This is a genomic window from Serratia sp. szju, assembly GCF_044594185.1.
Taxonomy (GTDB): domain Bacteria; phylum Pseudomonadota; class Gammaproteobacteria; order Enterobacterales; family Enterobacteriaceae; genus Serratia; species Serratia bockelmannii.
Map to the genome: position 1 here is coordinate 2,280,392 of NZ_CP172576.1, position 19,268 is coordinate 2,299,659.

Below are 19,268 nucleotides of genomic sequence, written 5' to 3' on the forward strand. Positions count from 1 at the left end.
GACCCCGACAAAATGCGGGTCAGAACGTCTCGAAATATAGCTCGCGCAACAGCCAGGAGATTTCGTTATTGGTGCGGTTCAGGACGTCTATTCTGTGAACTCCTATCGCTTCTGCGCGCAGATCGAGCAGCAAGTTGCGAATCTGCCGGAATAACGGGGTTTGCGGGTTGGGTTTGGCCAACTGCTGTCCACACAGTTTGATACCGGCGTCGCAGCCGGTGGCGATGTCCGTCAGGCAGCACGGGCAGGTGGTTTTTTGGCGCGCCATATTGCGGCATTGTTGCCCGATTACCTGATTGAAATGGCGTAATTGCAGGCAGACTTCCCGCGAGTTCAACGGGTTGGAATGGGTTGTCATCGGTTTCAGCTCCCTTGTCTGCGCCTATATTGGCACTTACCGATGAAGATAACCACGGACAAGCCGAGGGGGTATCGCCTTGTTTTGTCTGGAAGCAACGAAAGCGATGAGGCCCGCGATGGCGGGCCGGTAGAGTCAGGCGCGTTTAAACAGATTCGCCGCCTGGAACAGCGCAAAGGAACTGACCAGCATCTCGATGCCGACGATCGCCGTCACCAGCGTGACCGACGCCGCCGGGCCTGAACCGATCAGCATCCAGGCGATGATCAAATCGAGCACGCCGATAACGAACTGCAGCCAGTTGCCCGGCAATCCGCGGCGCATATAGCCAGCCGCCAGGCGGGCGATGCCGCCGAGCGCGAACAGCACGGCGAGGTACACTGCCAGCGCCAGAATGCCCGCCAGCGGGCTGGTGATGAACACATAGCCGATAATCAGGTAGGCCACACCCAGCAGAATGCCGCCGATCATCGGCCAAGTATTCTGCGCTCGGTTGGCGATCATGGCGATAATCAGCCCGGCGCCGCTCAACAGCAGCAGGACGCCGACCACGATGCTCAGCGCCGCGCCGGAGGCGAAAGGATTAACCAGGCACACTATACCGCCCGCCAGCAGCAGGAAGGCGATGATCAGCAGGGTGGTGCGTTGCTTTTTGAGCAGTTCTTCGCTCAGGAGGGGCAGATTATTGCGATCAAGGTTTAGCATGTTACAGCTCCATTCTCTTTGTTGCGATCCTCGGGGGCACTCTATTTTTCCGAGCGCTCTATTATAGTAGTCACTTTTTAATCACTGCGGTAAATCCGGCGTGGCGTTTATGCTTGGTAGCGGCGTGTTATTCGGCCAGTTCATCAACGATGAAATCAATCAGCGCCCTTACCGAAGGGGGGAGTCCTTGTCTGGAAGGGTAAAACGCGACAATCTTGTGTTGTTCCAATGTCCAGTCGTCGAGCAGCGTTTTCAGGCTGCCGTCGAGCAGTTCCTGGCGGGCTAATTTCAGCGGCAGGCAGCCAACACCGACGCCTTTTACGATCGATTCCTTGATCAGGCGAATGTCATCGCACACCATGCGCGACTCGTTGTTTATTTTGACTTCGCGATCGGCTTGTTGAAACGTCCAGGCGGCCTGAAGATGGGTCGATAACCACCCGACCGTTGGCAAACTGGAGAGATCTTCGGGCGTATTGATACTTTGGTACTGAATAGTTGCAGAGGGGGCGACCATAAATGCGGTGGGCACAGCGCAAATTCGACGCATCACCAAGTTGCTGTTTTTGGGCTCATCGGCGATGAGTTTTAATGAGAGGTCATACCCTTCAGAAATAATATCCACGTTGCGATTAAATATTTTCACATGCAAATTGACCTTGGGGTATTGCAGCATGAATTTCGCCAGGACTTCCGTTAGGCCAAGATCCAGGAGAATGTTTGAGCAGGTTAGTTTTATTTTTCCAGTGGGTTTTTCGCTTTTGTTAATAATGAGGAATTCCGCTTTCTCTGCGGTGCTAATCATCTGCAGGCAGTACTGATAATATTCTTTTCCTATATCGGTGACCATGAGGTTTCGCGTTGAACGCTGAATAAGTCTGACATTGAGCCTTTTTTCCAAATTGGATATTCGTCTTGATAGCGTCGATTTGGGTATACCAAACTTCTTACTGGCGGAAAGAAATCCACCGCATTCAACTACTCTGGCAAACATAACCATCTCATTGAAATCTATCATATAAAGTTGACCTTCCCAGTGGTGAGATACTCATTCCCAATAATCGTTCTATTTACCCGGCTGGTTCATTGCTAGCCTGATGTCGGAGCGTTTTAAAGCATGCTACATGCTTGGAATGCATGGGGCGATCGGAATTTGATGATTTTGATGATAAAGGAGAAGGGAATGACTTTTAAATATAACCGATTAGATAAGGCACAGGCCGCCGTGTTATTAGTCGATCATCAGACGGGGCTACTGTCCCTGGTTAGAGATCAGGATCCGGATAAATTCAAAAATAATGTTTTGGCGCTGGCCGATCTGGCTAAATACTTCAATTTACCGACGATACTGACCACGAGTTTTGAAAACGGACCGAACGGCCCTTTGGTGCCAGAGCTAAAGCAAACGTTCCCTGACGCCCCCTATATTGCTCGTCCCGGCAATATCAATGCCTGGGATAATGAAGATTTCGTCAAGGCGGTAAAGGCCACGGGCAAGAAACAACTGATCATCGCCGGCGTGGTGACCGAGGTTTGCGTGGCGTTTCCTGCGCTCTCTGCGTTGGAAGAGGGGTATGAGGTTTTCGTCATCACCGACGCATCCGGCACGTTCAATGCGATTACGCGCGATGCGGCTTGGGATCGCATGTCCCAGGCCGGCGCGCAGCTGATGAGTTGGTTTGGCGCGGCGTGCGAATTGCACCGCGATTGGCGAAATGATATCGAAGGGTTGGGGAACCTGTTCTCTCAACATATCCCTGACTATCGCAATCTGATGACCAGCTTCAGTTTGCTGACCTCAGGTAAACAGTAACCCCGGCATCGCTGCATGATTTGGCGCCTTATGGCGCCATTTTTCCTCCCGCCGATCGTGCCGCAGCGGCCTCCGTGCCAGTTGTTTTCCGATAGTTGCCTCTTTCCCGCTTTTTGACTGACCCGGCGCAAATGTTACACTGTGCGGCTGACGCGTATCAGAACCGAAAAGACGATTGGGGACAGGATTTGAGCACAGGAAGCAAGCTGGCGAGGTGGCGCCGCATCGCGGTGTGTCTGACATTGGGGCTATTGTTGGCCGGGTGTTCGGGTAAAAATACCTACAACCGTGACTACGACAAACTGCCGAAGGGCAGCTACACCGGCAAGTCTTACACCGTCAAACGGGGCGATACGCTGTACTACATCGCCTGGATCACCGACAGCGAAGTCAGCGATCTGGCCAGAATCAACAAGATACGCCCGCCTTATAGCCTGGAAGTGGGGCAAAAGCTGCGGCTGAGCGGCGGCGCACCGACCAAAACCGCCGCCACGCGCCGTAAAACGTCTTCCTCCGCTATCGCCAAGCAAACGCCACCGCCGGGCGCCGCACGTTGCTGGCGCTGGCCGACCAGCGGCCGGATCGTGCAGGCGTACTCCAATGCCGATGGCGGCAACAAGGGCATCGACATTGCCGGTAAGCGCGGCCAGCCGATCTATGCTTCCGCCAAGGGCAAAGTGGTGTACGTCGGCAACCAACTGCGCGGCTACGGCAACCTGATCATGATTAAGCACGGCGAAGACTTTATTACCGCCTACGCGCACAACGACACCACGCTGGTGCGCAACGGCCAGGATGTGAAAGCGGGGCAGAAGATTGGCACCATGGGCAGCACCGGCACCGATTCGGTGTTCCTGCATTTCCAGATCCGCTACCGCGCCACCGCGCTCGATCCACAGCGCTATCTGCCGCCGCAGGGATCGTCGCCGTCCTGTTAACATTAATCCGGCTCCTTACGGGGCCGGATGTCAGCTATTTCAGTGGCAGATAAAGATCGGTCACCAGTTCATATTCCGCCACCTCGTGCACGAAGTTGTGGTAGTGGAAATAGAGCGGAAAGTCACGCAGCTCCTCGCCGCTGGCCGGCAACCACTCGCGGTACAGATAGTGGGCACTTTCCGAGAGCCCATCCAGCGAGCCGTGATGGCGCAGCACCGCGCAGCGTCCGGCCGGCAGCGTGCCGTTCACCACGCCAGAGGCGTTGTCCTCCGGGATCGGTGCAGTGACCTCGCCGCAAATGAAGAAGTGGAAGTCTTGCGCGTCGGTGGTGGCCGGATCGTGCGGTGCGATGCCGTAAGTGCGGCTGCTTCTGACCGGCGACAGGCCGCTGGTTTTGCGCCACTCGATAAAGCGTGCGGCGGTTTCGTTGACCAGCGCGGGCGGGCCGCTATGTTCGATCATCGCCACTGGCGTGGCCGGGAAATCGACAATGTCTACCTTCATGGGTTGTTTCCTTTTGTGTTTCGGCTCGGGAAAGCGCTGCTGCCAATCGATCCAGGCCGGCTGTTTGCGAAACTGGCTCGGCGTTTGGCTGAACGCCTGTTTGAAGGCGCGGCTGAAGGACTCCGGGTTTTGAAAACCGGCGTCCAGCGCGATGTCAATCACCGGCTCCAGCGGGTTATACGCCAGGCGGTAAGAGGCGCGTTTAAGCCTCATCCACTGGATATAACGCCACACCGAGATGCCGCAATACGCGCTAAACTGGCGTTGAAAGTGAAAGCGCGAAAAATGGGCCACTTCGCTCAGCGTGTCGACGGTAAGCGCTTCGTCCAGGTGGCGGTCGATATAGTCAAAGACCTGCGCAAAGCGCTTTGCATACGTCTGGGTCATGTGATTGTCTCCTCCATGCCTGAACTTTGCCCGAGTCGCTGCTGCTTCTCCTGACGGATGATGCTGAGTTGCCACCGCAGGAAAACGGAATGGCTGAGGCGTTCGCCGCCGGCCAGGCCAAACTCATAACCCCCGCGCGGCCATGCGCCGCGAGCCCGACCGAGAAGATGAATATTACATGATGGACCGTTCCCGTTTGCTGAAATTCCTACTGCCCTACCTGTGGCCGAAAGACAACCCGCGGCTGCGGGGGTATCTGGTGGTGGCCTTCGTGTTTATGGTGGCGGCCAAGGTCAGCACCACGCTGGTGCCGCTGGCCTACAAAGCGATGGTCGATGCGCTGAGCGGCGAGACGGCGAAAATGCTGGCGGTGCCGCTGGGGCTGATTATCGCCTACGGCGTGGCGCGGGTGGGCGGTGCGCTGTTTGAGGAGCTGCGCAACGTGATGTTTATCCACGTCAGCCAGAACGCCACGCGCCTGTTGGGCGTGCGGGTGTTTCGCCAGCTGCATGCGCTGAGCCTGCGCTTTCATCTGGAGCGCCAGACCGGCGGGCTGTCGCTGTCTATCGAGCGCGGCACCCAGGCGGTGTCCACGGTGCTGTCGCGGCTGCTGTTCTCCATCGTGCCGATCCTGTTCGAACTCTCGCTGGTCACGGCAATCATGTGGCATATGCTGAACGGCTGGTTTGCGCTGGCGATCCTGACCACGGTCGGCTGCTACATTCTGTTCACCGTGCTGGCGGTGAGCTGGCGCACCCGTTTTCGCCGTGAGCTCAACAAGGCCAACGCCGACGCCAACAGCAAATCCATCGACAGCCTGCTGAACTATGAGACCGTGAAGTACTTCGGCAATGAAGCGTTCGAGGCCGAGCGTTTCGATCTGTCGCGGCGGCTGTACGAATACGCCGCCATCAAGAACCAATTCAGTTTTACCGCGATCAACCTGGGGCAAACCGCCATTATCTCGATCGGGCTGATCGTGATGATGGCCATGGCGGCACAGGGCATTACCCAGGGGACGATGACGGTCGGCGACTTCGTGCTGGTCAACGCCTACCTGCTGCAGCTGTATCAGCCGCTGAACTTCTTCGGCTTTATTTATTCCGAGGTGCGCCAGGCGCTGATCGACATGGAGAATATGTTCGATCTGCTGCAGGAAAAGCGTGAGATCGTCGATAGCCCGGATGCGCAGCCGCTGCGCCTCGATCGCGGCGAAGTGCGGTTCGACGCGGTCAGCTTCGGTTACGACACGCGCCGACCAATCCTCAAGCAGGTGAGTTTTACCATTCCGGCAGGCCACACGGTGGCGGTGGTCGGCGCCTCCGGCGCGGGCAAGTCCACGCTGTCGCGTCTGTTGTTCCGCTTCTACGACGTGCAGGGCGGCGCCATTACCCTCGACGGCCAGGACATTCGCCAACTGACGCAGGCCAGCCTGCGTCAGGCGATCGGCATCGTGCCGCAGGATACGGTGTTGTTCAACGATACGCTGCGCTATAACATCGGTTACGGCAAAACCGGCTCCAGCGATGAAGAAATCGAGCGGGCGGCGCGGCTGGCGCATATCCATGATTTTATCGTCGGTCTGCCAGACGGTTACGACACCCGGGTGGGCGAGCGCGGGCTGAAGCTGTCGGGCGGTGAAAAGCAGCGGGTGGCGATCGCGCGCACCATCCTGAAAAATCCGGCTATCCTGGTGTTCGACGAGGCGACCAGCGCGCTGGATACCCAGACCGAGCGCGAAATCCAGGGGCATCTGCGCGAGGTGAGCCGCAACCACACCACGCTGGTGATCGCCCACCGGCTCTCCACCGTGGTGGATGCCGATGAGATCATCGTGCTGGAGGCGGGGGAGATCGTCGAGCGCGGGGGGCATGAGGCGCTGTTGGCGGCGAACGGCCGCTACGCTGCCATGTGGCAAACCCAGTACAGCGAAGAGCAGGAACCGCGCTGACGCTGCCGTTCACTCCGCCGATGGCGCGGCCCTGAGCCGTTGTATCACGTAGTCGCAGGCGATGCGGTAATCCTGCTGCAGATCGGTGTCATCCCCGGCCAGGCTACCGCGCAGCCAAAGCCCATCGATCATCGCCGCCAGCCCGCGCGCCGCGTCGCGCGCCTGCTGCAGCGGCAGCTCGCGGCGGAACTGGCTGCAAATATTGGAATAGAGCCGCCGATCGTTGGCGCGCTGTAGGCGGCGCAGCACCGGCTGGTGCATGCTGGCGGCCCAGAAGTCGAGCCAGGCGCGCATGGAAATAGCGTTGGTTTGGCTGGGGTGGAAGTTGCCCTGAATGATGGCGCACAGCTGCGACTGGCTGTCGCTTGCCGCCTGAGCGCGGCACTCGGCCACCGCGTCGCGCAGATCGCGCAGGATCTTGCGCATGGTCGCGCTCAACAATCCTTCTTTATCGCCAAAATAGTGGCTGACGATGCCGGTCGACAGCCCGGCCTCTTTCGCCACCTGAGAGAGGGTGACTCCGGCCAGCCCCACCACGCTGATGGTTTCGAAGGCGGCGTTAATCAGCTGCTCCTTGCGCTGCTCAGGAATGTCTCTGCGGTACATATTTTCCCCAACTGATAGGCAAATCACACTTTGAATTTGATTGATTGAACGGTCAATCAATACTCTATATGCTGCGAAAATGTCAAATAAATGACGATAAGATGTTAACTGAAGGTTGCATTTAAATCGTCTGTCTTTCGCATCATGGAAGCCTGCCAATGACAATGAAAACTCCCCTATCGCTTGACGAAGAACCTGTCAGATTAAATGTCCCGGTATTTTTCGGTTCAGCGGCAGTGATCCTGCTGCTGGGATCGCTGATTGTGCTGTTTCCCGCCGCCAGCAAACAGTGGTTGAATGTCGCGCAAAGCTGGGTGGCCGATGTGTTCGGCTGGTATTACATGCTGCTGATGGTCGCCTGCATGGCGTTCGTGTTCTGGCTGGCGCTGTCGCGCTTTGGCCATATTCGCCTGAGCCAGGATGACGAGCCGCCGCAGTTCAGCTACCCCTCCTGGGTGGCGATGCTGTTCTCGTCGGGCATCGGTATTGCGCTGGTGTATTACGGCGCCTATGAGCCGCTGGATCACTTCCTGTCGCCACCGGAAGGCAGCGGCGGCAGCGTGCCGGCGGCGCGACAGGCGATGGCGCTGACCTTTTTGCACTGGGGGCTGCACGGTTGGGCGCTGTATGCGTTGATCGCCACCGCGCTCGCCTATTTCGCCTATTGTCGCGGTTTGCCGCTGGCGCTGCGTTCGGCGCTGTACCCGATCTTCGGCGAGCGTATCCACGGTGGCGTCGGCCATCTGGTGGACAGCTTCGGCATTCTGGTGACGGTTATCTCGATGGTGACCAACCTGGGGATCGGCGCGCTGCTGGTGAACTCGGGGCTGTTTTACCTGTTCGACATCCCGCAAAGCACCGGCGTACTGCTGGCGCTGATCGTGGTGATGATGGTGGTGGCCACGCTGGCGGCGGTCACCGGCGTCGAGAAGGGCATTGCCATGCTGTCGAACATCAACGTCGGCTTCTTGTGCCTGCTGCTGCTGTTCGTGTTTCTGGCTGGCCCGACGCTGAACCTGCTCAACGGCATGTTGCAGAACCTCGGGGATTATCTGACCTCGCTCGTCAGCCGCAGCTTTGATATGTATCTGTACGGCAAGGCGCGCCAATGGCAGGGTGCCTGGACGCTGTTTTATTGGGCCTGGTGGGTGGCGTGGGCGCCGTTCGTCGGGCTGTTTATCGCACGCATTTCCAAAGGCCGCACCATCCGTGAACTGATCTTCGGCGTGTTGCTGATCCCGCTCGGGTTCACGCTGGCGTGGCTGTCGATCTTCGGCAATACCGCCATCAGCCTGGTGCTGGAAGGCGGGCAGGCGATCCTGGGGCAGGTAGCGCAAAGCGATCCGCCGATGGCGGTGTTCAAGCTGTTCGAATACCTGCCCTATACCCAGCTGACCGCCGGTTTCGTGGTGGTGATAAGCTTTGTGCTGTTCCTGACGCCGGTCGACTCCGGCACGCTGATGATAGCTAACCTCTCCTGCCAGGGCGGTTCCGCGCACGATGACGCGCCGGCCTGGCTGCGAGTGTTCTGGGCGGCGGTCACCACGCTGGTGTGCGCCGGGTTGCTGTACGCCGGCAGTTTCAGCGCGATGCAGACCGCAGTGGTGCTGTGCGGCCTGCCGTTCTCGGCGGTGATCGTGCTGTACATGGTCAGCCTGCGCAAGGATCTGCGCGGTTACACCATGACGCCGGCGATCCCCTGAGGCGGTTTATTCGTCCGCGCGCGGCCGATGATGCACGTACTCGACAATCGTGCCGTCCGGTAGGCGCGCATTGAAACAGGCGCCGGTGGGCACTTCCACCGGGCCGAAGAAGATCTCGGCTCCGGACGCCAGCAGCCGCTGGTGGTAAGGGTAAATGTCATCGACCAGCAGCGTGCCGACGGTGCTGCGAAAAGGGCGCAGGTTTTCTTCCGCGCCTTCCAGGATCAGAAACGGTCCTACCGCTGCCAGCACCAACCGATGCTCGGGAAAGTCGAAACGCATATCCGCTTCCACGCCGTGCAGCTGCTCGTAAAACGCGATGGCGCGGTCAATCTCGCCTTCGTCGACGTAGACCCGGATCAGCACGCGCGGCTCGCGCAGCGATGAAGAGTCGGCGGTTTTGCGCCAAAAGCCCGCTTCTGTCAGTTTTGCCGTCATTGCTCATTCCTCATGGTGGCTCGTTTCCCCGTCATCATGCCGCCGTTTGGCCGCAGGGATTAGACTGAGTTGTTATGAACTAGCAGCGGCGGAAATAAAAAAGCCCCGGTAACGGGGCAAAGACCAGCTCAGGTCGGAATAGCGGGCTAAAGCAGGCGTCAGGCGCGATGGAATTCCGGTAACACCAGTTGGCCGATCTCCTGCATCGTCTCTTCCAGCGGCCGCTGGTTGCGGCGGAAATGCAGGCCGATGTGGTTGACCCCGGCGTCACGCATGGCGCTCAGTTCCTGAATCAACCCATTGCGGCCGCTCTTGATGCCGAAGCGATGGCGCTGAATCGGCGCGTCGGCGTTATCTGTGAGGTCGAGATGAATAAAGCTGACGTAGGGTTTGTCACCGGCCACGTTACGCCAGAGTTTGACCCGCGAAACGTGGTCCGCAGGCGTGCCGGGATACGACAGCCAGCCATCCATATTTTTTCCCACCCACTCAGGCGTTTGTTGCGCCAGCCCGGCGACCAGCAGCGGCGGCGGCGGCGTGGCCGGCAGCAGGCGCAATCCAGGCTGGAGCGCGCTGTCGGCTTCCCCTTTGAGAATGCCGACGCTGGTGCGAAAGCGTTCACCGCGCGCGGCGTAATCGGCGCCGAACAGCGGGTATTCCACAGGGCGATCGCCGCTGGCGACGCCGAGCAGCAGACGATCGCCGCTCAGCGTTTGCAGCGTGGAAGCCGCTTTGCGTACCAGCCACGGCTGGCGCAGCGGCAGCACCACGGCCGCGGTGCCCAGCAGAATATTGCGCGTCAGGCTGGACAGGTAGCCGAGGTAGGTAAAGGTCTCAAACACCTGCGCGGCGTCGCCGAAGTCCGGATCGTACAGCGGCACGTCGCGAACCCAGGCGGCGCGAAAGCCGAGCTCATCGGCCAGCTTGATGCGCGCAGCGTGTTCGCTCATGTCCGGCACGCCGAACGGTCGCCCATCCTGCTGGCGTTTCAGCTGCCCGCTGGTGGACCAATCGTTGTCCAGCGGCAACTCGATGCCGATGGAAAGCGGCTCCCGGGTTAGTTTTTCGATGCTCATGTGTCACTCCGTCTCTGGCCTTGCGGCGCGGTGTCGAACGATGGCACGAAGTGTTGCATGGCGCTTAATTGAGATAAACAGCCCTAATCGCAATAGATAATTGCTGTTGCGAGCATAATTACTTTGCAGGATACGGCATGATTGCCGTGATTTACGTCACGCTCTGCGCTTTTGTTATTGTCCAGATTAAATGATGTAACCCTGCCAATAGCCTTTCCCTCGTAAGAGTTATTTTGTTGTGCGGTCATGAAATAAAACGAAATGATTCAATAGATAAAAACGAATCCGAATGCTGCCTATCGTTAACTGAAAGTGGATAACAAATTAATAAACCTGAAGAGTGAATGATGGGATTATTCGCAGATGGCGTGAAAATAGGCGTTTTTAACCGCGGGAAAATACCCGTTATTATTTTATTGTCTGTAAAAACAAAGTGATAAGATATCTGATTGTGATAATTCGATTTTAAAATAGTACCGGATAAAAACTTCATTCGTCTCTAAGAAAGCGCCGGTTGACAGACCGCCGGCTTGCGATAATTTTATGTCATTAATATGTTAATGAGTTGTTGTCGTGAAGGAGGGCCAATGCCTCTCTTGGCCGAGCGCTTAATACACTTATGCCATGGCGGGTCGCCATTCATAAGTTAACTTATGGACAAATGACGCTATGAATACATCGCCAGGGCTTCGCCGCGCATTAAGTGAAGAGAACCGGTTGCTGATTATTTTGTTTTTCGTCTTCGGCTGCGTGTTCGTCGATCGTCTGACCATCTCGTTTCTGTTTCCGATGATTGCCGCCGACCTCAAGCTCAGCAACGTGCATCTCGGCACGCTGTCGGCGGTGCTGGCATTGACTTGGGCGCTGTCTGGCGCGGGGCTGGGGGCGATAGCCGATCGCTTTAATATCCGCAAACCGATGCTGATCCTGTCGATCCTGGTGTTTTCGCTGTTCTCAGCGCTGTCGGGGTTGGTCAGCGGGTTTGCCATGCTATTGATCTTCCGAGCGCTGATGGGGATCGCCGAAGGGCCGGTTTTGCCGATCGCTCAATCGTTGATGGTGGAAAAATCGCAGCCGCAACGCCGCGGTTTCAATATGGGATTGATCCAGGGCGCGGCGCCGGGGCTGCTGGGCGGCATTATCGCGCCGCCGCTGATCATCTATCTGGCGCAGAAGTGGGGCTGGAGCATGGCGTTTCACCTGACCGCCGTGCCGGGCATCATTCTGGCGTGGTTGATCTATCGCCATGTGAACGGCAAAAAAGATCCCGCCTTTATCGCCGCGCCGGCGACCGGTAAGGCGGCGGGCAAAGCCGCTTACGGCGAGCTGTTCAAAATCAAGAACGTGGCGCTGTGCATTCTGATTTCCTGCGTGTTCGTCACCTGGTTCATGATCATCATTACCTTCACCCCTAACTTTTTGGTGACCGACCGTGGCTTCGGTGAAGGCACGATGGGCGGCATCATGAGCGCCATCGGCGCCGCCTGGGTCTTCTGGGGCGTGGCGGTACCGGCGATCTCCGATCGCCTTGGGCGCAAACCGACGCTGATTTTCTTTTCGCTGCTGGCGGTGTGCTGCCCGCTGTTCCTGAGCTACGTCGACAACCCGTGGCTGCTGGGCGTGCTGGTGTTCCTGTCTTATACCGGCCTCGGCTGCTTCACGCTGTTTATGGCCACCATCCCGTCTGAAACGGTATCGCCAGCCCGTATTGCCACCGCATTAGGGCTGGTGATGGGGATCGGCGAGGTGATTGGCGGCTGCCTGGCGCCGTTTATCGCCGGGCTGATCGCCGATCGCTATGGCCTGGTCAGCGTGATGTGGCTGGCGGCTGCCGGCGCGGTCTGCGCCGGCGTACTGAGCTGTTTTCTCGATGAAACTGCACCCGCGGTGGTGAGCCGCAGAACGGTGAAACCGGCGAGCGTCGCCGACGTGTAAGACGGTTTTATCCCATTCAATCAAGGAGAGCGAAGATGTCAGCAGAACAATCCGTACTGAATCAAAATGCCGAACCGGACTGGAAGAATTACGACGATTTCGCACGCGGCATCGACACCAACCGGCTGCCGGGCACCCAGGACTGGCGCGGCAAAACGTTGCAGATCGCCTTTGAAGACGGCGGGGACTTCACGCTGCGTTTCAGCGCCGATCGGCAACGGGTGCTCTGGGCCTGGGGCGGGGAGAGCGGCGAGGACGCTTACGAAGAGGTGCAAACCTCCGCCGCACGCTATTTCTTCAATATTCCGCTGCAGTCGCCGGGCAACGAATGCCTGACGCTGGTGCTCAACCGCGACAGCGGCCGGGCGCTGCTGGTGCGCAGCACGCTACTGCCTGAACATGCGGTAGAAAAGGGGTCTCGCCTCAAGCAAAGCTTCCACGTTGGGCTGATTGCAGGCGTCACGCCGGGCGGCATCGCACCGCATTTGACCCGCGAGCTGATCGGCTATCGCACGCTGAACGTCTACAGCCCCAACCATTACTACGAGCACTTCTACGTCAACACCGAGCGCTACGCCTGGCAAAACCTGCGCGGCGAACAGTTCGGCCACGGCGACATGGACTACGCCACTTACTACAAGTTTGAGGACGAGATGTTCCTGTTCACCTTCCGGGAAAAGATTATCCCGGTGTGCTCGGTGTTCTTCTTCGACTTTATCTCCGGACGCTGCACCGGCACCTTCCTCGGGCTGGACGCCGCCGGCCGGGTGCTGGTGTCACCGGCCGGGGCATTCATCAGCAAGATGAGCTACAACGCGTACCCGGAGGGCGTGCAGCCGCTGTGAATCAGGCGTTTCTGACCAGCGATCCGGCGTTGATCTCCGTGATGGATTTCGCGCCGGTGAGCGTCATAGCGACGCGCATTTCCTTGTCGATCAGATCCAGCAAGTTGGCCACCCCGGCTTCGCCCGCCGCCGCCAGCGCATAGACGAAGGCGCGCCCCAGCAGCACGCTGTCGGCGCCCAGCGCGATCATGCGCACCACGTCCAGGCCGCTGCGGATGCCGGAGTCGGCCAACAGGGTAATGTCGCCTTTCACTGCGTCGGCGATCGCCGGCATGGCGCGCGCGGTCGACAGCACGCCGTCCAGCTGGCGGCCGCCGTGGTTGGAGACGATGATGCCGTCGGCGCCGAAGCGCACCGCGTCTTTGGCGTCTTCCGGATCCAGAATGCCTTTGATGATCATCGGGCCGTCCCAGAATTCGCGGATCCACTCCAGATCTTTCCAGGAAATCGACGGATCGAAGTTGGCGCCCAGCCAGCCGATGTAGTCTTCCAGGCTGGTCGGTTTGCCGCGGTAGGCCGAGACGTTGCCCAGATCGTGCGGCTTGCCGAACAGGCCGACATCCCAGGCCCACTGCGGATGGGTAAACGCCTGCAGCACGCGGCGCAGGGCGGCGTTAGGGCCGCTCATTCCCGAGTGGGCGTCGCGGTAACGGGCGCCGGGCACCGGCATGTCGACGGTAAACACCAGCGTTTTCACGCCGGCGGCCTTGGCGCGCTCCAGTGCGTTGCGCATAAAGCCGCGATCTTTCAGCACGTAGAGCTGGAACCACATCGGCCGATCGATCGCCGGCGCTACCTCTTCGATCGGGCAGACCGACACGGTGGACAGCGTGAACGGAATGCCTTTTTTGGCCGCGGCACGCGCGGCCTGCACTTCGCCGCGGCGGGCGTACATGCCGGTCAGCCCCACCGGCCCCAGCGCTACCGGCATCGCCAGCTGCTCGCCGAACAGCGTGGTCTCCAGGCTGAGTTCGGACATATTGCGCAGCACGCGCTGGCGCAGGGCAATATCGGCCAGATCTGCGGTATTGCGCTTCAGCGTATGCTCCGCGTAGGCCCCGCCGTCGATGTAGTGAAACAGAAACGGCGGCAGTTTGGCCTGGGCGGCGGCCCGGTAGTCGGTTGACGCGGAGATGATCATAGTGTTTACCTTCTTGTCTTGCTTGCGATAACGAGTGTTCAGTCAGAGAGTGAGGATCGCTGCCATACCGGCCGCAATCCCGCCGTACGCCAGCATCGGCAGCACGGTCTTTCTGATGATTTTGCCTTCGGCGTTACCGATCCCGAGGATCGAACAGACCGCGATAATGTTGTTCAGGCACACCATGTTGCCCATGGCGCCGCCGACGGACTGCAGGGCCAGCGTCAGATTGACGTCAAGGCCGCTGCTCTGGGCGATCGATTGCTGAATGCCGCCGAACGTCAGGTTCGAAACGGTATTGGAACCGGAGAAGAACGAGCCCAGCGCACCGAGGAACGAAGAGAACAGCAGCCAGCTCTCGCCGGTCAGCGCCGCCAACGCTTTCCCGATCAGGATCACCGGCGCGTTGTCGCCGCCCTGCATCATCAGGTTGACCATCACCAGCGCGCCGAAAAGCGCGATAAAGGGCCGCGCGATGCGCCCGCCGGTTTCGCTGAACATTTGCCGCACCTGGCCGCCATTCAGACGGAACAGCGGAATACACAGCACCACCACCAACAGGAACGGGATCAGCGCCGGGACATACAGCGTTTTGTAGCCGGCGGCGGCGGAGGTGCCCAGTACCTGCTGCAGTTCGACGATCAGCGCCTGGCTAATGCGCAGCTCCCCGAGCCAGCCGAGGTTTTCCTGCCACAGCAGCGTGGTGTTGTTGAGCAGCGCCTTCAGGCCCAACTGATGCACGCGCGTCACTATCAGAATAGCAATCAGTAGCAGGGTCGGGGTCATGGCCTTGACCACCTGCAAGAACGGCACCGCCTGCCCGGCGTTCTGCAGTTTGTCGCTGCGGGCGAGACCGATGCCGCCGCGTGCCAGCAGCACCGAGAGTGCCAGGCCGATGGCGCCGCCGACCAGCGCCGGGAACTCATAGTTCACCTGGGCCAGCAGCAGATAGGGCAGGGTGCAGCTCAGCACGCTGAGCAGGATAAACGGCAGGTTACGGCGGATATCCTGCCAGGAAACGATAAAGCGCAGCGCCAGCAGAGGAATAACGAAGCCGGCGATGAAGTGGATCAGCGCGGTTTGCCGGCCGATCTCCAGCAGGCTGGCGTCCGACAGGCCGAGATTGGCAAAGCCGAACCAGGTGGGGGTGCCCACGGCGCCGAAGGAGACCGGTACCGAGTTCATTACCAGCGTCAGCAGGGCGACGCGCAGCGGGTTGAAGCCCAGCCCGACCAGAATCGGCGCGGCGATGGCGGCCGGGGTGCCGAAGCCGCTGGCACCCTCGATCATAAAGGCGAATGCCCAGCCGATAATCATCAGCTGAGCCACGGGATTGGGGCTGATGGTTTCCAGCCAGCGCCGCACCACGTTTTCCGCGCCGCTTACCTGCATCAGTTTGTTGAGCAGGATGGCGCCGGCGATGATGGTGATCGGCGTCAGCGTCGACACCAGCGCGGTGATGATATTCGCATGCAGCAGCCGCAGCGAGGCATCGAACCACAGGAGCTGTAGGGCATACACCGCGGCGGCCGTCAGCGGCAGGGCGAGATAAGAGGGCACGCCATTCCTTTTGGTCATCATCCAAATCAGCAGGACGATGGGCGCAATACTAAAAAGCAGGGGCATAAGATCCTCAGGGTTATTATTTTTATGGGCAGAGATATGTAGCTGAAAGGTTAATTACCGCAACATTTTCATTCTAATCACAACGTTGGTGACGATGCCATGCGGTAATTTTTTAACATCGGCGAACGGCGTCGGCGGTGAGAAAATCGCCGGTAGAAGGGGTTAAATTAATTGATTTAAAATCAGTGTGATAGGGATCTTTGCTGTGTGATGAGTGCGCGAGCTCACATTAATTAGGCGCTAATGTTCAATAGATTATGTCCAAAAATGCCGTAATCCCCGCGGGCTTTTGCGGTAGCGGGGAAATAATCCGAGAGGAAAACTCAAAAATAATGGCTGATATTTTGGTAGGAACCGATGATATGTTCGATCAGCAGGCGAGTTTTTAACGGCAGATTACGGGTGTAAGGATAGACGGCGTAAATGCCCAATACCTTGCCGCAGTGGCCGGCCAGGATCTCCGTCAGTTTGCCGTCCTGCAAATCCTCATACACCATGCAGCGCGGCACCATGGCGATGCCGTGGCCGCCGATCACCGCTTTGCGGATCGCCCGCGCATTGTTGGCCGACAGGTTGCCGTTAACCTGCAGCTCGTAGATTTCGTTGCGCCCCGGCCGTTTCATCAGCCAGTTGGCGGTGCCGCTCTCCTGGTAGGTGTAGGTCAGGCAATTGTGGCCGAGCAGGTCTTCGGCGCTGCGCGGTTCCGGGTGGCTTTTCAAATAGCCCGGCGAGCAGACGATCACCCAGCGGGAATCGAAGATCGGCCGGGCAATCAGGCTCGAATCTGGCATAGTGCCGGTACGGATCGCCAGATCGATGCCTTCTTCCACCAGATCGACGAAGCGGTTTTCCAGCCGCATTTCGACCTTTAGACTGGGATGCAGTGCGCAAAACTCCGCCACGCTCTCGCTCAGCAGCAGCTCGCCCGAAATGGTCGGCACCGACATGCGGATGGTACCGGTTAATTCTTCGCTTTTTTCGCTGACGGCGTACAGTGCCTCCTGCACTTTGGCGCCGATCTCTTTGGCCTGTTGGTAGAGCGCCTGGCCGCTTTCGGTCAGCGTCAGGCTGCGCGTGGTGCGGTACAGCAGCCGGGCGCCCAGGGATTTCTCCAGCCGCCCGATGCGTTTACTGACCACCGAACTGGTGATGCCGGCGCTCTCCGCGGCCTTGCTGAACGAGCCGTAGTCGACAATCAGGGCGAACAGAATCAGGTCGTTGGCGTATTCGTGAGTGGCGAGCATAATCGGCTGTTCCCTTCAGCGGATAGAGGCGTCAGTGTAAGTCTCTCGTTTCAATAAGCAATCATCAAAATGCCCTTGGCGTCGAAATCAGAGGCTGCGCGAGCAATGAGAATTCGTCTTGATCTCATTCTCGTGCCGCTTACAATGCCTGCCAGATCGCGACTTCAGAGGTTTTTTCATGGAACTGCTACGGGTGGTTTATCACCAGTATCGTTGGCCATTTCTGGCGGTTATGGCATTGACCATGACCAGCGCCGGCTTAGGCATCGGTATTATTGCGTTTATCAATCAATACCTGATGGACGCCGGCGGCGATGCGTTGGCCGTACTGCCAATGTTTCTCGCCCTGCTGGCATTGCTGATGGCGGTCACGCTGGGATCGCAATTGGCGCTGACGACATTGGGCCATTACTTCGTCTACCGCCTGCGCGGGCAGTTAGTGAAGCGCATCCTGGATACCGATATTGAACGCCTTGAACAGTTAGGCAGCGCCTCATTGTTGGCGAGCCTGTCCAGCGATGTCCGCAATATCACCGTCGCCTTCGTGCGCTTGCCCGAACTGGTGCAAGGGGTGATTTTAACCTTGGGGTCGGCGGCCTATCTGGGGTGGTTATCGCCGAAAATGTTGGCGGTGACGGCGGTGTGGGTCGCCGTCACCGTGGTGGGCAGCGGCTGCCTGGTCTCGCGGGTTTATCGCCATATGGCCAGTTTGCGCGAGTCGGAAGAGCGTCTCTATCATCATTACGAATCGGTGATTGACGGTCGCAAGGAACTGACGTTAAACCGCAAGCGAGCGCAGGCGCTGTACGAACAGACCTATCAACCCGATGCGCAAGCTTACCGCCACCATATCATTCGCGCCGATACCTTCCATTTGAGTGCGCTCAACTGGTCAAATATCATGATGTTAGGCGCGATTGGGCTGGTGTTCTTTATGGCTAACAGCCTGGGATGGGCGGACTCGGCGGTGGCTGCCACCTATTCCCTGACGCTGCTGTTCTTGCGCACGCCATTACTGCAGGCGGTGGGGGCGTTTCCGACGCTGGTCAGCGCCGAAGTCGCCTTCAACAAGCTGAAGACGCTGCACTTGGCCGAGTACCAACCGGCGTTCCCTGTCGCCGCCTGCCGTTCCTGGCAGACGCTGGAGCTGCGTGACGTGGTTTTTCACTATGCAGATAAGGAACAGCAGCCCGGTTTTGCCGTCGGGCCGCTTAATCTGACGCTGCGGCATGGCGAGCTGGTCTTTTTGATCGGCGGCAACGGCAGTGGCAAGTCAACGCTGGCGATGCTGTTGACCGGATTGTACCGACCGGTGAGCGGCCACATCGTGCTGGATGGCGTCGCCCAGACCGCGGCGGATATGCCGGACTACCGCCGGCTATTTTCGGCGATTTTCACCGATTTTCATCAGTTCGATCGTTTACAAGGGCCGGAAGGCGGTGAACCCGATGCGAAGCTGGTCGCCGCCTGGCTCGAGCGGTTGAATATGAAAAGCAAACTGCAGTTCGACGGCACCAGGGTGACCAATCCGCAACTGTCGCAGGGGCAGCGCAAGCGTCTGGCTTTGCTGCTGGCGGTGGCGGAACAGCGCGATATCTTGCTGTTGGATGAATGGGCCGCGGATCAGGATCCGCAATTCCGGCGCATTTTCTATCGTGAACTATTGCCAGAACTGCGTGCGCTGGGCAAAACGGTGTTTGCCATCAGCCATGACGATCACTATTTCGAATACGCCGATCGGTTGCTTGAGATGCGCTCGGGTCATTTACGTGAGCTGACCGGCAGCGAGCGTGAACATGCCAGCCGGGATTCCGTCAGCAGAATCGGTTAACTCACGCCGGCCCGGGCGAGACCAAAGCGGGCCGGTGCTTCTCTTCGTATGATCCCAGTATGTCGTTTCATTTTATCCCCCGCCTTTAGCGCTGTCTGTTGTCGATTTGGCTTACGGCCAGTCAAATAATTGATAGTTGAATTATTTACTAGTGGTTTAATTTTGA

17 protein-coding genes are annotated in these 19,268 nt (G+C 58.6%); 7 read left to right on the forward strand and 10 right to left on the reverse strand.

Features of this window, described 5'->3' with window-relative positions:
- Positions 1 to 19: 19 nt before the first annotated feature.
- The 3 genes from RE418_RS10705 to RE418_RS10715 form a co-directional block, all read right to left on the reverse strand.
- The gene (locus RE418_RS10705; protein WP_025304105.1) at positions 20 to 358 is read right to left on the reverse strand and encodes a hypothetical protein; all 339 of its coding nucleotides are present in this window, start codon (positions 356 to 358) and stop codon (positions 20 to 22) included.
- 135 nt (positions 359 to 493) lie between these two features.
- A complete protein-coding gene (locus RE418_RS10710; RefSeq protein WP_043142563.1) occupies positions 494 to 1,063 on the reverse strand; it encodes an HdeD family acid-resistance protein in 570 nt (189 codons plus the stop codon).
- A gap of 127 nt (positions 1,064 to 1,190) precedes the next feature.
- On the reverse strand, positions 1,191 to 2,057 hold the full coding sequence (locus tag RE418_RS10715; RefSeq protein ID WP_346402186.1) for a LysR substrate-binding domain-containing protein: 867 nt from the start codon (positions 2,055 to 2,057) through the stop codon (positions 1,191 to 1,193).
- Positions 2,058 to 2,246: 189 nt separating this feature from the next.
- On the opposite strand from RE418_RS10715, the gene ycaC reads away from it, so the two are divergent.
- Together ycaC and actS are read left to right on the forward strand one after the other, a co-directional pair.
- Positions 2,247 to 2,876 carry an isochorismate family cysteine hydrolase YcaC gene (gene ycaC, locus RE418_RS10720; protein WP_025304103.1) on the forward strand — a complete coding sequence of 210 codons (630 nt, stop codon included), beginning with the start codon at positions 2,247 to 2,249 and terminating at the stop codon, positions 2,874 to 2,876.
- A 188-nt stretch (positions 2,877 to 3,064) separates the two neighbouring features.
- Positions 3,065 to 3,814, forward strand: coding sequence for an amidase activator ActS (actS, locus tag RE418_RS10725; RefSeq protein ID WP_049206129.1), 750 nt, complete (start codon positions 3,065 to 3,067; stop codon positions 3,812 to 3,814).
- Between the two features lie 34 nt (positions 3,815 to 3,848).
- On the opposite strand, the gene RE418_RS10730 is transcribed toward actS, so the two are convergent.
- Positions 3,849 to 4,706 (reverse strand): GyrI-like domain-containing protein, encoded by an 858-nt coding sequence (locus tag RE418_RS10730; protein ID WP_043142553.1) that lies wholly within the window; start codon positions 4,704 to 4,706, stop codon positions 3,849 to 3,851.
- 181 nt (positions 4,707 to 4,887) lie between these two features.
- On the opposite strand from RE418_RS10730, the gene RE418_RS10735 reads away from it, so the two are divergent.
- Positions 4,888 to 6,657, forward strand: a complete 1,770-nt coding sequence (locus tag RE418_RS10735; protein ID WP_049206157.1) for an ABC transporter ATP-binding protein/permease — start codon at positions 4,888 to 4,890, stop codon at positions 6,655 to 6,657.
- A 9-nt stretch (positions 6,658 to 6,666) separates the two neighbouring features.
- Here RE418_RS10735 and betI read toward each other — a convergent pair whose 3' ends face one another.
- Positions 6,667 to 7,263 carry a transcriptional regulator BetI gene (betI, locus tag RE418_RS10740; RefSeq protein WP_025304099.1) on the reverse strand — a complete coding sequence of 199 codons (597 nt, stop codon included), beginning with the start codon at positions 7,261 to 7,263 and terminating at the stop codon, positions 6,667 to 6,669.
- Positions 7,264 to 7,421: 158 nt separating this feature from the next.
- Between betI and RE418_RS10745 the strand changes: the two genes are divergently transcribed.
- Positions 7,422 to 8,966, forward strand: a complete 1,545-nt coding sequence (locus RE418_RS10745; protein WP_213928244.1) for a BCCT family transporter — start codon at positions 7,422 to 7,424, stop codon at positions 8,964 to 8,966.
- A 6-nt stretch (positions 8,967 to 8,972) separates the two neighbouring features.
- Here the strand turns inward: RE418_RS10745 and RE418_RS10750 are convergent, their stop codons facing one another.
- Together RE418_RS10750 and RE418_RS10755 are read right to left on the reverse strand one after the other, a co-directional pair.
- Positions 8,973 to 9,404, reverse strand: a complete 432-nt coding sequence (locus RE418_RS10750; protein WP_049296182.1) for a VOC family protein — start codon at positions 9,402 to 9,404, stop codon at positions 8,973 to 8,975.
- Positions 9,405 to 9,562: 158 nt separating this feature from the next.
- Positions 9,563 to 10,480 (reverse strand): TIGR03571 family LLM class oxidoreductase, encoded by a 918-nt coding sequence (locus RE418_RS10755; RefSeq protein WP_025304096.1) that lies wholly within the window; start codon positions 10,478 to 10,480, stop codon positions 9,563 to 9,565.
- A gap of 669 nt (positions 10,481 to 11,149) precedes the next feature.
- Here RE418_RS10755 and RE418_RS10760 point away from each other — a divergent pair.
- Both RE418_RS10760 and RE418_RS10765 read left to right on the forward strand, forming a co-directional pair.
- Positions 11,150 to 12,415: an MFS transporter gene (locus RE418_RS10760; protein WP_237651420.1), complete on the forward strand. Its 1,266-nt coding sequence runs from the start codon at positions 11,150 to 11,152 to the stop codon at positions 12,413 to 12,415.
- Positions 12,416 to 12,450: 35 nt separating this feature from the next.
- Entirely contained in the window at positions 12,451 to 13,260 is an 810-nt protein-coding gene (locus tag RE418_RS10765) for a MoaF C-terminal domain-containing protein (protein ID WP_038629879.1), read from the forward strand.
- 1 nt (position 13,261) lies between these two features.
- On the opposite strand, the gene lldD is transcribed toward RE418_RS10765, so the two are convergent.
- From lldD to RE418_RS10780, 3 genes are all read right to left on the reverse strand, one after another.
- Complete coding sequence (lldD, locus tag RE418_RS10770; protein ID WP_025304093.1) at positions 13,262 to 14,401, reverse strand: FMN-dependent L-lactate dehydrogenase LldD; 1,140 nt, start codon at positions 14,399 to 14,401, stop codon at positions 13,262 to 13,264.
- A 42-nt stretch (positions 14,402 to 14,443) separates the two neighbouring features.
- On the reverse strand, positions 14,444 to 16,027 hold the full coding sequence (locus RE418_RS10775) for an L-lactate permease (RefSeq protein ID WP_213928243.1): 1,584 nt from the start codon (positions 16,025 to 16,027) through the stop codon (positions 14,444 to 14,446).
- A gap of 323 nt (positions 16,028 to 16,350) precedes the next feature.
- Positions 16,351 to 17,271 (reverse strand): LysR family transcriptional regulator, encoded by a 921-nt coding sequence (locus RE418_RS10780; protein WP_025304091.1) that lies wholly within the window; start codon positions 17,269 to 17,271, stop codon positions 16,351 to 16,353.
- A gap of 178 nt (positions 17,272 to 17,449) precedes the next feature.
- Here RE418_RS10780 and RE418_RS10785 point away from each other — a divergent pair, with 178 nt between their 5' ends.
- A complete protein-coding gene (locus RE418_RS10785; RefSeq protein ID WP_399676181.1) occupies positions 17,450 to 19,102 on the forward strand; it encodes a multidrug ABC transporter permease/ATP-binding protein in 1,653 nt (550 codons plus the stop codon).
- Positions 19,103 to 19,268 lie beyond the last annotated feature (166 nt).

Excerpts from the sequence above, each read along its gene's own strand:
- RE418_RS10735 (WP_049206157.1), top strand. The coding sequence starts at position 4,888 with ATGGACCGTTCCCGTTTGCTGAAATTCCTACTGCCCTACCTGTGGCCG.
- RE418_RS10785 (WP_399676181.1), top strand. The coding sequence starts at position 17,450 with ATGGAACTGCTACGGGTGGTTTATCACCAGTATCGTTGGCCATTTCTG.
- RE418_RS10715 (WP_346402186.1), bottom strand. The coding sequence starts at position 2,057 with ATGTTTGCCAGAGTAGTTGAATGCGGTGGATTTCTTTCCGCCAGTAAG.
- RE418_RS10755 (WP_025304096.1), bottom strand. The coding sequence starts at position 10,480 with ATGAGCATCGAAAAACTAACCCGGGAGCCGCTTTCCATCGGCATCGAG.
- RE418_RS10775 (WP_213928243.1), bottom strand. The coding sequence starts at position 16,027 with ATGCCCCTGCTTTTTAGTATTGCGCCCATCGTCCTGCTGATTTGGATG.
- RE418_RS10750 (WP_049296182.1), bottom strand. The coding sequence starts at position 9,404 with ATGACGGCAAAACTGACAGAAGCGGGCTTTTGGCGCAAAACCGCCGAC.
- RE418_RS10745 (WP_213928244.1), top strand. The coding sequence starts at position 7,422 with ATGACAATGAAAACTCCCCTATCGCTTGACGAAGAACCTGTCAGATTA.
- RE418_RS10730 (WP_043142553.1), bottom strand. The coding sequence starts at position 4,706 with ATGACCCAGACGTATGCAAAGCGCTTTGCGCAGGTCTTTGACTATATC.
- RE418_RS10705 (WP_025304105.1), bottom strand. The coding sequence starts at position 358 with ATGACAACCCATTCCAACCCGTTGAACTCGCGGGAAGTCTGCCTGCAA.
- lldD (WP_025304093.1), bottom strand. The coding sequence starts at position 14,401 with ATGATCATCTCCGCGTCAACCGACTACCGGGCCGCCGCCCAGGCCAAA.
- ycaC (WP_025304103.1), top strand. The coding sequence starts at position 2,247 with ATGACTTTTAAATATAACCGATTAGATAAGGCACAGGCCGCCGTGTTA.
- betI (WP_025304099.1), bottom strand. The coding sequence starts at position 7,263 with ATGTACCGCAGAGACATTCCTGAGCAGCGCAAGGAGCAGCTGATTAAC.
- RE418_RS10765 (WP_038629879.1), top strand. The coding sequence starts at position 12,451 with ATGTCAGCAGAACAATCCGTACTGAATCAAAATGCCGAACCGGACTGG.
- RE418_RS10760 (WP_237651420.1), top strand. The coding sequence starts at position 11,150 with ATGAATACATCGCCAGGGCTTCGCCGCGCATTAAGTGAAGAGAACCGG.
- RE418_RS10780 (WP_025304091.1), bottom strand. The coding sequence starts at position 17,271 with ATGCTCGCCACTCACGAATACGCCAACGACCTGATTCTGTTCGCCCTG.
- RE418_RS10710 (WP_043142563.1), bottom strand. The coding sequence starts at position 1,063 with ATGCTAAACCTTGATCGCAATAATCTGCCCCTCCTGAGCGAAGAACTG.